Origin of the sequence: Neorhizobium alkalisoli (genome assembly GCF_007829835.1) — a bacterium.
In the GTDB taxonomy this organism is placed as follows: domain Bacteria; phylum Pseudomonadota; class Alphaproteobacteria; order Rhizobiales; family Rhizobiaceae; genus Neorhizobium.
On sequence record NZ_VIWP01000015.1, the window covers coordinates 36,411 to 49,485 of the forward strand.

The 13,075-nt window shown below is 60.9% G+C and carries 9 protein-coding genes; 3 read left to right on the forward strand and 6 right to left on the reverse strand.

What is annotated here, in order from left to right:
• Positions 1-36 precede the first annotated feature (36 nt).
• Entirely contained in the window at positions 37-1,500 is a 1,464-nt protein-coding gene (locus FHW37_RS30295) for a cryptochrome/photolyase family protein (protein WP_145643288.1), read from the forward strand.
• 3 nt (positions 1,501-1,503) lie between these two features.
• Here FHW37_RS30295 and FHW37_RS30300 read toward each other — a convergent pair whose 3' ends face one another.
• On the reverse strand, positions 1,504-2,646 hold the full coding sequence (locus FHW37_RS30300; protein ID WP_145643289.1) for a citrate synthase: 1,143 nt from the start codon (positions 2,644-2,646) through the stop codon (positions 1,504-1,506).
• A gap of 73 nt (positions 2,647-2,719) precedes the next feature.
• Here FHW37_RS30300 and FHW37_RS30305 point away from each other — a divergent pair, with 73 nt between their 5' ends.
• Positions 2,720-3,808 (forward strand): citrate synthase/methylcitrate synthase, encoded by a 1,089-nt coding sequence (locus FHW37_RS30305; RefSeq protein WP_145643290.1) that lies wholly within the window; start codon positions 2,720-2,722, stop codon positions 3,806-3,808.
• Between the two features lie 54 nt (positions 3,809-3,862).
• Here FHW37_RS30305 and FHW37_RS30310 read toward each other — a convergent pair whose 3' ends face one another.
• From FHW37_RS30310 to FHW37_RS30325, 4 genes are all read right to left on the reverse strand, one after another.
• Complete coding sequence (locus FHW37_RS30310) at positions 3,863-5,491, reverse strand: CTP synthase (RefSeq protein ID WP_186458477.1); 1,629 nt, start codon at positions 5,489-5,491, stop codon at positions 3,863-3,865.
• A gap of 136 nt (positions 5,492-5,627) precedes the next feature.
• Positions 5,628-6,104 carry a preprotein translocase subunit SecG gene (gene secG, locus FHW37_RS30315; protein ID WP_145643292.1) on the reverse strand — a complete coding sequence of 159 codons (477 nt, stop codon included), beginning with the start codon at positions 6,102-6,104 and terminating at the stop codon, positions 5,628-5,630.
• A 94-nt stretch (positions 6,105-6,198) separates the two neighbouring features.
• Entirely contained in the window at positions 6,199-6,990 is a 792-nt protein-coding gene (tpiA, locus tag FHW37_RS30320; RefSeq protein ID WP_145643293.1) for a triose-phosphate isomerase, read from the reverse strand.
• 246 nt (positions 6,991-7,236) lie between these two features.
• On the reverse strand, positions 7,237-8,124 hold the full coding sequence (locus tag FHW37_RS30325) for an alpha/beta fold hydrolase (RefSeq protein WP_246691009.1): 888 nt from the start codon (positions 8,122-8,124) through the stop codon (positions 7,237-7,239).
• Between the two features lie 194 nt (positions 8,125-8,318).
• Between FHW37_RS30325 and parE the strand changes: the two genes are divergently transcribed.
• Positions 8,319-10,391 carry a DNA topoisomerase IV subunit B gene (parE, locus tag FHW37_RS30330; protein ID WP_145643367.1) on the forward strand — a complete coding sequence of 691 codons (2,073 nt, stop codon included), beginning with the start codon at positions 8,319-8,321 and terminating at the stop codon, positions 10,389-10,391.
• 35 nt (positions 10,392-10,426) lie between these two features.
• Here parE and FHW37_RS30335 read toward each other — a convergent pair whose 3' ends face one another.
• Positions 10,427-12,976, reverse strand: coding sequence for an HWE histidine kinase domain-containing protein (locus tag FHW37_RS30335; protein WP_145643295.1), 2,550 nt, complete (start codon positions 12,974-12,976; stop codon positions 10,427-10,429).
• Positions 12,977-13,075 lie beyond the last annotated feature (99 nt).

Consider the following 13,075-nt stretch of genomic DNA (forward strand, 5'->3'; position numbering starts at 1 on the left):
TCAAATGCCCCCAAGGGGGAATAAACGGAGAAGAGCGTGCCCCCGCATAAGACCAAGAACAATTCAGACGACACCAAGCCCGCCTCTCCCGTTCTCCTCTGGTTCCGCAAGGATCTCCGCCTCGATGACAATGCGGCCCTGCATGCCGCGATCGATGCCGGCGGCCCGGTCATTCCTGTCTATATCCGCGAACCGGACATGCCGGATGTCGGCCCGCTCGGCGGTGCCCAGCTCTGGTGGCTGCATCATGCTCTTGCCGGCCTGAAGGCCGACCTCAAGTCACTGGGAGGTGACCTTGTGCTCGTCACGGGCAAGGCCGAAGACGTTCTGGTCGAGCTGGCGGAAAAGACCGGTGCCAAAACCGTCTTCGTCAACCGCGCCTATGAGCGGACGCTGATCGACCGCGACATTGCCATCGCCCTGAAAGAAAACGGCATTGCCATCCGCGCCTTCCATGGCCAGCTGCTGCACGATCCGAAATCGATCCGTACCGGCTCCGGCAATCCCTTCAAGGTTTTCACGCCTTTCTGGAACGCCATGCAGAAACTCGGCGAACCGGCAGAGCCCATCGACGCACCCGAAAGCATTCCGGCGCCGGAGCATTTTCCGCGGTCCGAAAGCCTTGATGGCTGGAACCTGCTGCCGACGAAACCGAACTGGGCGATCGATTTCGCAAAGACGTGGACACCCGGCGAGGCCGGTGCGCAGGAAAAACTTTCGGACATCATCGACCGCGAGCTGCACGACTACAAGCGCGGCCGCGATTTTCCGGCGACCGATGCCACTTCTTCGCTCTCGCCGCACCTCGCCTTCGGTGAGATCTCCCCTGCCCGCATCTGGCATGCCACGAGAGGCCAGCCACAGAAAGCTGCCGAGGATGTCGGGCATTTTCGACGCGAACTCGCCTGGCGGGATTTTTGCTACAGCCTGCTGATCGAATTCCCAAAACTCTCCGAGGACAATTGGGACGACAAGTTCGATCCGTTCGAATGGGAGTTCGACGAAAAGGAATTTCTGGCCTGGACGAAGGGCATGACCGGTTATCCGATCGTCGATGCCGGCATGCGGCAGCTCTGGAAATCCGGCTTCATGCACAATCGCGTGCGGATGATCACCGCATCCTTCCTGATCAAGGATTTGATGATCGACTGGCGTCACGGCGAAAAATGGTTTCGCGACACGCTGGTCGATGCGGATCCGGCGAGCAACCCGGCCAACTGGCAATGGGTTGCCGGCTCAGGAGCGGATGCCTCGCCCTTCTTCCGCATCTTCAATCCGCTGCTGCAGGGCGAAAAATTCGATCCCGATGGCGATTATGTCCGCGAATACGTGCCGGAGCTGGCAAGGCTGGAGCGCAAATATATCCACCGCCCCTTCGAGGCGCCGGCGCATGTTCTGGAAAAGGCCGGGATCGAACTCGGCAAGACCTATCCGAAGCCGATCATAGACCATGGCTTTGCCCGCGACCGGGCGCTTGCCGCCTATAAGAAGCTTCGCTGATCGCTAAGCGACAATGCCGTCATAGCGGGCGCGCGGCCGGATCATCTGGCCGCTCTCCACCTGTTCCATCGCATGGGCAAGCCAGCCGACCGTTCTTGCCAGCGCAAAGATCACCAGCGGTGCATCATCCGGCAGTCGAAAACTGTCTGCGAGCGCGGCCAGCGCGAAATCGATATTGATCGGTTCGCCAAGCAGATCTTCGCCGACCTTTGCAAGCTCGGCGTAAATCGCTGGCGCTTCAAAGCTTTCCATGATGGCTTTCGCACGCGGATCACCATCCGGATAGAGCCGGTGGCCATGGCCGAAGGCACGCACAAGGCCAAGCGACGACAAGGTGCTGCGGATCGCCTCCCGTGCGCCGATAGTTGCTGCCTTCTCCACCAATGCCGTGACGCTCATCCAGGCGCCGCCATGTCGCGGTCCGGTCAGCGTTGCGAGACCGGACAGGGTTGCCGCCGAGAGTGCTGCTCCGGACGAGGCCGTGACGCGCGCTGCGAAGGCCGAGACGTTGAGCTCGTGTTCGGCGGCCAGCACCAGCGCCTTTCGGATCGGTTCCGCTGCCTCCGGCCTCTGCCAGCCGTGCGCAAGCCGCTCGTGCAGGGGCAATACCTGTGATGATGGCACGAGGGCTGATGCAACCGTCGCTAGCACGTCAGCAGCCTCGCTGCGAAGTGCTGCCGGGTGGCGTCCCAGTGCCGGAAGATCCGTCATGACACGGGAAGCGAGCGCGACAAGCGCAGCCGCGACGCGCGGACCGCCATTCTCGCCGCCAGCGGGTATTTTGATACCGCCGTCATCGATATTCCAGAGAATACCGGCAACCTGTTCAAGGGTATGCTGCTCAGCCAACACGACGACATCCTGGCCGCGATAGAAAAGTCTCTGGTTGGTGATAGCCGAAATCCCTGTCGGCAGAACGGGATCGCCCCAACGGATCGCCTCGGCCGCCACTTCCTTTGCCTGCCGGCGGCCGGAATGGCGTTCGGCCATCCGTTTCACATCGACGAGCTGATAGAGGCTGCGGCGCGGATCCGCCGGGTCCGGTTTCGCCCGGATGCGGCCACGGCTGACATTGGCGTAGAGGGTCTGCGGCTTGGTGCCGAGCAGGGCGAGCGCCTCTTCGGCGGTGATCCAGAGCGTTTGCATATTGATCGTATTTATCAAGATTGACGTCAATCTATCTAGGTTCGATCCTTTCGCCGGTAAAGGAGAAACACCCATGAAAAACGGACTTGAAGACGTCGTCGCCGCCGAGACAAAACTTTCCGATGTGGATGGCGAAGGCGGGCGGCTGATCATTCGCGGCCTGTCGCTCGACCATCTCGTGGCGACCGAGACCTATGAGGATGTCGCCGCCCTCCTCCTCGACGGGTTTTTCCCGCAACGTATCGATTCCGCTGAGCTTCGGATACGACTGGGCCATGCGCGGATAACTGTCTTTGCGCATTTCGCTGCGATCGATCCGGACCTCGCCGCCCTGCCGCCTGTGGAGGCGATGCGCGCCCTAATCGCCCGCCTGCCGGATGGCGATGACCTCGATACCGCGCTCCACCTGATCGCCGCTCCTGCGGTCTTCCTGCCCGCTCTGCTCAGGCTGCAGAAACACGAGGCACCCATCGCGCCAAATGCATCGCTCAGCCAGTCGGCCGACATTCTGGCCATGCTGACCGGCAACGTGCCGAGCCAGCAGCAGGTAGCGGCGCTCGATGCCTATCTGGTGACGATCTCCGACCACGGCCTGAACGCCTCGACCTTCACCGCACGCGTGGTTGCGTCCACGGGTGCCGGCCTCACCTCGTCGGCGCTTGCCGCTGTTAGCGCCCTCAAGGGGCCTCTGCATGGCGGCGCGCCGGGACCTGTGCTCGACATGCTCGACGCCATCGGCACGCCGGACAATGCCAAGACCTGGATCGGCGCAGCGCTCGACCGGCGTGAAAGACTGATGGGTTTCGGCCATCGCGTCTATCGTGTCCGTGATCCGCGCGCCGATGCCCTCAAGGGCGCGCTCAAGCCGCTGGTCGCAGCCGGACAGGTGAATGCGGAGCGGCTCGATCTCGCGCAGGCCGTGGAGGCGGCAGCGCTCGCGATCCTGAAGGAACGCAAGCCCGACCGACCGCTCGACGTCAATGTGGAATTTTATACGGCCCTGCTTCTCGATGCACTCGGCTTTTCGAGAGAAGCCTTTACCGGCGTGTTTGCGATCGGCCGCATGGTCGGCTGGATTGCCCATGCCCGCGAACAGGCGCTGGAAGGCCGGCTGATCCGGCCGCGTTCGGTCTATGTCGGACCGTTGCCACAGGCGGCCTGAATTCAAAAACACAGCCAAAGAAAAACCCGGCCGAGGCCGGGTTTTTTGATCGGATTATACGAGCCGGTTCTGCTCCAGTGCGGCTTCGATGAAGCTGGCGAACAGCGGATGCGGATCGAGCGGACGGCTCTTCAGTTCCGGATGGTACTGAACGCCGATGAACCACGGATGATCCGGATATTCGACCGTTTCCGGCAGAACGCCATCCGGCGACATGCCGGAGAAAACGAGGCCACAGCTTTCCAGCCGTTCCTTGTAGTCGACATTCACCTCGTAGCGGTGACGGTGACGTTCGGAAATGTCGGTCGATCCGTAGATCTCCGCAATCCGCGTGTCCTTCTTCAGGTTCGCAGCATAGGCGCCGAGGCGCATCGTGCCGCCGAGATCGCCGGCTGCCGCGCGCTTTTCGAGCGCATTGCCCTTGACCCATTCCGTCATCAGGCCGACCACAGGTTCGCTGGTCGGGCCGAATTCGGTAGAGGATGCCTTTTCGATGCCGGCGAGATTGCGGGCCGCTTCCACGACCGCCATCTGCATACCGAAGCAGATGCCGAAATAGGGAACGTTGCGTTCGCGTGCGAACTGCGCCGCCTTGATCTTGCCTTCCGAACCACGCTCGCCAAAGCCGCCCGGCACCAGGATACCGTTGACCTTTTCGAGGTAAGGCGCCGGATCTTCCTTTTCGAAGATTTCCGACTCGATCCACTCGAGCTTGACCTTGACGTGGTTGGCGATACCGCCGTGATGCAGCGCCTCGATCAGAGACTTATAGGCATCCTTGAGGCCGGTATATTTGCCGACGATCGCGATCGTGACCTCGCCTTCCGGCGTACGGATACGGTTGCAGACCTCTTCCCACTGGTCGAGACGCGGCTTTGGTGCCGGCTCGATGCCGAAGGCGGCCAGAACTTCCGAATCGAGGCCTTCCCTGTGATAGGCGATCGGCACGTCATAGATGTTGGCGACGTCGAGCGCCTGGATGACCGCGGAAGGACGGACGTTGCAGAACAGCGAAAGCTTGCGGCGTTCGGCTTCCGGGATCTCGCGGTCTGCACGCACTAGCAGGATGTCGGGGTGAATACCGAGTGCCTGCAGTTCCTTGACGGAATGCTGGGTCGGCTTGGTCTTCAGTTCGCCGGCTGCCGGAATATACGGCATCAGCGTCAGGTGGACATAGATCGCAGTGCCGCGCGGCAGATCGTTGCCGAGCTGGCGGATCGCTTCCATGAACGGCATCGCCTCGATATCGCCGACCGTGCCGCCGATTTCGCAGATGACGAAATCATAGTCGTCATTGCCTTCGATGACGAAATCCTTGATCTCGTTGGTGACATGCGGAATGACCTGAACGGTCGCGCCGAGATAGTCGCCGCGGCGTTCCTTGTCGATGATGTTCTTGTAGATCCGACCGGTGGTGATGTTGTCGGTCTTGGTGGCAGAACGGCTGGTGAAGCGTTCGTAATGCCCCAGATCGAGATCGGTCTCTGCGCCGTCGTCGGTGACGAACACTTCCCCGTGCTGGGTCGGGCTCATCGTGCCGGGATCGACGTTCAGATAAGGATCGAGTTTCCTGAGCCGCACCCGGTATCCCCGGGCTTGCAGCAATGCTCCAAGTGCTGCGGCCGCAATTCCTTTCCCGAGGGAGGAAACCACGCCGCCTGTGATGAATACATATCGCGCCATGGGAGTCACCGGATACCTTCTCATTCACGATTCCGCCAGCAGAAATTGTCGTGATCGACAAATCCCCTGTGGAATCTTCACAAAAGAAAACCGGCAGGCTTTTGGCCTGCCGGAGCTTGAAGTCTTTTTCCGACCCTTAGTTGCCGGTCGGAACGCCGCCTGCCGGAGCAGGTGTTGCGGGTTGTGCCGGCGTCGCGGGCTGAGCCGGCGCAGCGCCCGTAGCGGGAGCTGCCCCTGCGGCAGGTGCAGCCGGAGCCGGTGTCGCAGCGCCTTCGGACGGAACGCCGTTGCTGGCCGGAGGCGCAGCCGGTGCCGGGCCGAGCTGGTTCAGGATGCCGTTGCCACTGCCCTGCTGGCTCTGCGGAATGCGGTTCAGAATGTCCGTCGGACGCGATTCGAAGCGGGCGAGAATGCCGAGCGCCAGCGAGGTCACGAAGAACAGGGCAGCGAGGATCGCGGTCGTCCGTGTCAGCGCATTGGCCGTGCCGCGTGCCGACATGAAGCCGGAACCGCCGCCGATACCAAGGCCACCACCTTCGGAGCGCTGGATCAGCACGACGCCGACAAGCGCCAGCACGATCATGAGATGAATGACGATCAGGACGGTCTGCATGAAATGATTATCCCTGCCCTATACGGACACAACTTTAATAGGTTCGGCGGCTCTTTACATGACGCCCGCCCGCTTTCCAAGCCCTTTCGTGGACCTATCCCTGCAGGCTTGCTGCTGCCAGCTGCTCATAGACCGAATAGATGGCGAGGAACTCGCTCGCTTTCAAGCTCGCGCCGCCGATCAGGGCACCATCGACATTGTCGACACTCATCAGGGCCAAGGCGTTCTCCGGCTTGACGGAACCACCATAAAGAAGCCGCATGGCGCCCCCCTCCTCACGCCCAAGGCGCCGCTTCAGCTCGTCGCGCATGAAGGCATGGGCGACGCCGATATCGCCCGTGGTCGGCGTAAGGCCGGTTCCGATCGCCCAGAGCGGCTCATAGGCGACCACGGTATTGTCTGCCGTCGCGCTTTCGGGAATGGAGCCCATCAACTGGCGCATCAGCACGTCGAGCGTCTCGTAGGCATCACGCTGGTTGGCGGTTTCGCCGACGCAGACGATTGCGGTGAGGCCAGCCTCATGCGCGGCCTCGACCTTCAGGCGGACCAGATGATCGCTCTCGCCATGGTCGGTGCGGCGCTCTGAATGGCCGAGAATGACATGGGTGCCGAAGCAGTCGGCGATCATCTCGGCCGAGATGTCACCGGTATGGGATCCGGATTGCTTCTGATGGCAATCCTGTGCGCCGACCATCAGCGGGCTGTCGGTGCAGATTGCGGTCGCGACGTAAAGCAGGGTCGAAGGCGGGCAGATCAGCGCATCGACGTGATCCACCAGGTCGCTATGCAGGATGCCATCAGCCATCGCCTTGATTTCACTCAGGGCGTCACGGGTACCGTTCATCTTCCAGTTACCGGCAATCAGGGGGCGCACATCGGGCGTCATCGGCTGATTTTTCCTCTCCAGTTTCCGGCCACGTCGCTGCAGCCGCCACCTCCGCGTGCAAGTCAGCACCTTCCGGCGCGCCACGCCTCCCTTCGTATGCTGAAAAATGATCTTATTTCAAGGCCTTGCTTCCAACCTCGGAAATGCCGGGAGGCGCAATTGGCGGCGAAAAACACAGCTCGGATGAACCAGCTCGCGATTCAATCGTTTAGAGCGGCCACGGCGGCTGAATTGGCCGTATCTTCGTTATCTGTGGGCAACAAGCACAAAATTGAGCACTTTACGCCAATCGACCATCCGGATCGGTGTTCCATGGCTGCCCGTCGCGAACAATGTGAAGCGAACCGGGTATTTGGCCAAATGCAATTTCCGGTAGATATCGATCTGATCCTGTGCCGCATAGACCTTGTCGGCGCTGCCGTGCGCAAAATAGATCGGCAATCCGAGCTTCACGAAAGGCGTCGTCGGCAGGCCGGGATCGGGAGGTCCGCCAAGCAGGACCATGCCGGCCATATAACGGACGGTCTCCTTGTCCCGGGTAATATGCTGGCAGAGAATGCCGCCCATCGAGGCGCAGGCAAGGATGACCGGCCGGCCCGCCGCCTGTTCGAATGCGTAGCGGATCAGCGCGCCCACGTCGGCGGCGCCCTTGTCGTCGAAAGCGGGAACGCTGACTGAATAATAGGTGCCGCCATTGCGCACGACGAGGTTTTTCAGCCGGTTGAAATTGCCGCCGAACTTTTGGTCGTCGACACCGAGCCGCCGGTCGCCGCCGCGGCCATGGATGAAGATCACGACAAAAGCCTCGCCTTCAGCCTGTCCCACCCTGGTGACATTCAGCTTGCGGTCGCCGAAGACGAGCGCCTGATCCTCCTGGACGCTGCGGACGGCCGTGTCGATATATTGCGAGCGGACATGCATTTCGGGCTCGCGGTCGCGGCCGTTGATATCGCGCATTTCCTGATAATCGACGATTTCGTAATCGCCGTTATCGGCCTTTTCCAAAATCGTCTGCTTGGAAAACAGCTCGTCCTTGAACGGTTTCAGCGGACCTTCCTGCGCTGTGGCAGGGCTGCCGATGACGGAGAAAACGGTGGCAAGCGCCACGGCGAAAACGAAATGAACTGTGGACATGCGAGATTTCATTTGTTTCCTAAGGTCCAGATGCTTGCCATTGCTCGACCCGCCAAGCATTGCTGAATAACAACCGTTTCCAGAGAGTATCGCGAAAATGCCGGTTTTTTGGCAGAATTGCGCGTGATTCGAAACAGCACGAGATGGGTATGGCTTCTCCCACCGCACCCCGACAGGTAGTACCGACGCCGCCGATGGATGACAATAACGACCTTTTCGCCGGGCAGCCCGAAGTAACACGGGCGGCTCAGGATGATGCCACGACCAAGACGACCGTTCCGGAAACCGTAAAGGCCGAGCCGTCGACGCCGCGTCCCGTCCCGCAGCCCCAGGCTGGCGGTGACGATTACGGTGCGTCCTCGATCCGCGTTCTCGAAGGACTCGAGCCGGTGCGCATGCGTCCCGGCATGTATATCGGCGGCACCGACGAGAAGGCGTTGCATCACCTGTTCGCCGAAGTCATCGACAACTCGATGGACGAAGCGGTGGCCGGTCACGCCAACTTCATCGAAGTGCATCTGGATGCGGAAGGCGTTCTTTCCGTGACCGATAACGGCCGCGGTATTCCGGTGGAAAACCACCCGCAGGTTCCGGGCAGGTCGACGCTCGAAGTGATCATGACCAAGCTGCATGCCGGCGGCAAGTTCGACGGCAAGGCATACGAGACCTCCGGCGGTCTGCACGGCGTCGGCATTTCGGTTGTCAACGCCCTGTCCGACATCCTCGAAGTGGAAGTCGCCCGCAACAAGAAGCTTTATCGCCAGCGGTTTTCGCGCGGGCTTCCGCTGGGTGGATTGGAAGAACTCGGCGACGTCCACAATCGCCGTGGTACCAAGGTCCGTTTCCATCCCGACCCGCAGATCTTTGGCGACCACGCCAAATTTGATGCCGGCCGCATCTTCCGCATGGCCCGGTCGAAAGCCTATCTGTTCGGCGGCGTCGAAATCCGCTGGAGCTGCGATCCGGGCGTTGTTCAGCCGGGCGGTGAAATCCCCGAAAAGGCGGTCTTCCATTTCCCCGGCGGTCTTAAGGATTATCTTGCTGCCACGCTCGGCAAGGATTTTACCGTCACCCGCGAGATCTTCGCCGGCCGCACGGAAAAGACCGGTGGTCATGGCGCCATGGAATGGGCGATCACCTGGTATGGTGGCGATCCGCAGCTGCATTCCTATTGCAACACGATCCCGACCCCCGAAGGCGGCACGCATGAAGCGGGTCTGCGCATCGCACTGACCAAGGGCCTCAAGAATTACGCCGAACTGACGCAGAACAAGCGCGCCAAGGACATCACCACCGACGACGTGATGATCTCGGCCGTCGGCATGCTCTCGGTCTTCATCCGCGAACCGGAATTCGTCGGCCAGACGAAGGACAAGCTGGCCACCGTCGAAGCCCAGCGCATCGTCGAAAACGTGCTGCGCGATCCGTTCGACCACTATCTCGCCGGCAATCCGGCGGAAGCGGCCAAGCTTCTCGAATGGGTGATCGAGCGCGCCGAAGAGCGCCTTCGCCGCCGCAAGGAAAAGGAAGTCAACCGCAAGACGGCCGTGCGTAAGCTGCGCCTGCCCGGCAAGCTGGCGGACTGCTCGCAGAACACGGCCGAAGGCGCCGAACTCTTCATCGTCGAAGGTGATTCGGCAGGTGGCTCTGCAAAACAGGGGCGCAACCGCGCCAATCAGGCGATCCTTCCGCTGCGCGGCAAGATTTTGAACGTCGGTTCGGCAAGCCGTGAAAAGCTGTCTGCCAACCAGCAGATCACCGATCTCGTCCAGGCGCTCGGCTGCGGCACCCGCACCAAGTACCGTGAAGAGGATCTCCGCTACGAGCGCGTCATCATCATGACCGATGCCGACGTCGACGGCGCGCACATCGCTTCACTGCTGATCACCTTCTTCTATCAGGAAATGCCGGAGCTCATCCGCGGCAGCCATCTCTATCTCGCCGTGCCGCCGCTCTACGTACTGCGCCAGGGTGCCAAGTCGGTCTATGCGCGTGACGATGCACATCGTGCTGAACTGATGGAAACGGTGTTCAAGGGCAAGAAGGTCGAAGTCGGCCGCTTCAAAGGCCTTGGCGAAATGATGCCGGCGCAGCTCAAGGAAACCACGATGGATCCTGCGCATCGCACGCTACTGCGCGTGCTGATCGACGAGGTCGATTTCGAGGGTACCCGCGAAGCCGTCGACAATTTGATGGGCACCAAGCCGGAAGCCCGCTTCCGCTTCATCCAGGATCGTGCGGCCTTCGCAGAAAATCTGGATATCTGACCCCTCGAAATTCAGGGGTAATGCGACCCTGAGTTTCAGGGTCGCGACAGAACCTTGTTCACGGCACCGATGATCGCCGTCACTTCATAAGGCTTGCGCACGACGGGTGCGGAAAAGGTCGCCGGGATAACCGAGCGGTCGCTGTATCCGGTCGCAAAGATGAACGGCACATCGCGGCGCTGCAGTTCCTCGGCAATCGGCAGGGATGTGCTGGAACCGAGATTGACGTCGAGGATCGCCACATCCGGCGTGAAATCCTTCAGGCGTCGAAGAGCATCCGATACCGATGGCGAGGTGACGACCTTCTGGATGCCCTCGTCCGCAAGCATGGCTTCCACATCCGCGGCGATCAGCATCTGGTCTTCGACCAGCAGGATTTCCAGTTCCGAAAGCTTTTGCGCCTCGTCGTGACGATTTGCGGCAGCGCCCGAGAGAGGGTTCTCGCTGGATTGCGATGGATCCTCTTCCGCCTGAATGTGGCGGGTCGGGATCAGGAAGGATGCCCTGACACCTTCCGGCGGGTACTCAACCGACGCAGTCCCGTCGAGTTCGAAGGGAATGCTGCGCCCGATCAGGACGCTGCCGAAACCGGCGCGTGTCGGAGGACGCGTTGTCGGTCCGCCAGTCTCCGTCCACAACAGGTCGCAATCGCCATTGCCGAGCCGCTGCCATTCGATTTCCAGCCGGCCGTCAGCGGCGGACAACGCGCCATATTTGGCGGCATTGGTCGACATTTCGTGCAGGACCAGCGCCATTACCGAAAAGGCACGGCTGTCGAGCCAGATGCGCGGACCGTTCAAGGCGATCGTCCGCGATCCTTCCATATAAGGACGCAGTTCCGCTTCCAGAAGGTCGGATAGAATACCGCCCTCGCCGCTGCGCACGACCTGGTCATGAGCAAAGGCAAGAGCCTGGATGCGGCCCTTGAGCGAGCCGACATAATCGGAAATCGGACGCGAATCGTCGACCGGGTGTCCAACGAGTGCCTTGATCACCGACAGGATGTTCTTGACCCGGTGGTTCAGCTCCTCGTTCAGCATCCGCTGGCGGACATCTGCCTTGCCCCGCTCGTCCGCGAGCAGTTCGTTATGGTGTAGGACGATTTCCACCAGCATGGCGCGGATTGCGTCGGCGATTTCCAGATCGCTATCGGTCCATGGCTGTGCCTTCAGCCGCACAAGCTCCTTCCAGATCGCAAAACTCTTGCGCGGGGTCAGGCGATCACCGAGCGGGCCGATCTGATACTGCTTGTCAGGGTTCCCGGCCCATTCGAGGGTCTGAACCATTTCGCGGCGGAAAAAGAAAAGATAATCCCTCGGCCGCTGTGAAAGCGGTATGGCGAGCACGCCGCAGGCATCGTCGGGCGATATGCCGGACTGCGGAAGCGACCGGGACAATTCAGCTGTGGACCAGACCCGTCCGCTTGCAACGCCGCCGACGAGTTCCGCCAGCTCGCCTGCGAGATATTGTGGCGGCACTGTTCCCTCGCCCGCCCATACGCCATCGAGCCAGAGCCCGACGCCATCACAGGGCAGCATACCGCCAAAATCCTGGAGCGAATTGCGAAGCAGGCTGCTGATATCGCTATGGCTCGAGGCCACCTGCAGGAAACGGTCAAGCGAGCGACGTGCCTGGCTCGATGCCTCGACGAGCTGCCGCTGCTTCAGCGCGCTCAGATGCAGCGAGAAGAATTCCCCAAAGGTTTCCGCCGCGACGCGCTGCGGCATCGAAAGTGCCTTGGGCGAATAATGGTGGCAGGCGATCAGCCCCCATAATTCGCCATCCACGATGATCGAGACCGACATCGAGGCTGCGACGCCCATGTTGCGCAGATATTCGCAATGGACCGGCGAGACGCTGCGCAGATGCGCGAAGGAGAGATCGACGGGCCTGCCATTCTCACCGAGCTGCGGAGCGAGGGCGACGCGCTCATTGTCCACATTCGAAATCACGCGGATCGTGTTTTTAACGTAGAGCGCACGCGCCTGTTTCGGAATGTCGGCCGCCGGGAAATACTGGCCCTTGAAGCTTTCGAGATCCCGGCGCTTGTATTCGCTGATGACCTTGCCCGACCCTTCCTGCTCGAAACGGTAGATCATGATCCGGTCATAACCGAGCATGGCGAACATCAGCCGGGCCGCATTTTCGATCAGCCGATCGATGCTGTTCATGTTGCGGATACGGCTGATCAGCATGCGCGCCACTTCGAGCGGCTGATCGGCTTCCGTCGAAGCCGGCTCGAATTCGATGATCACCTTGTCATCGTAGCGATGGATGGCGATATCGAAAGCCTTGCCCGAAGAGACCTGCAGCGCGTGGCGCAATGCCGGCCGTGCCGGATCGTCCGAAGTCGCCAGAGCGTTGCGCAAAGAATGGGCCGCCTCGCCGCCGACGAGATCCTCAAGCCGTCCGCCGTTGATTTCTCTATCGAAACCAAGCATCGAGGCGGTATTGGCGGAATGGTGCAGAATGACGGCGCCTGCAAGGTCGCAGACGACCAGGCACCCATGCGGCTGGATACTTCCGGGAATATGGATGGGTTCACGGTCGCAATTGGTGAGATCGACCGCATCCGCATTGGGCATCACTTGGATCCTTCGGGTTGCGCACTTCAACAAAGATAGGCGCGAACCTGTTCATTCAATTGACCTCTAACGAAATAAGGCCCGTCAAGAAAGGTGAAT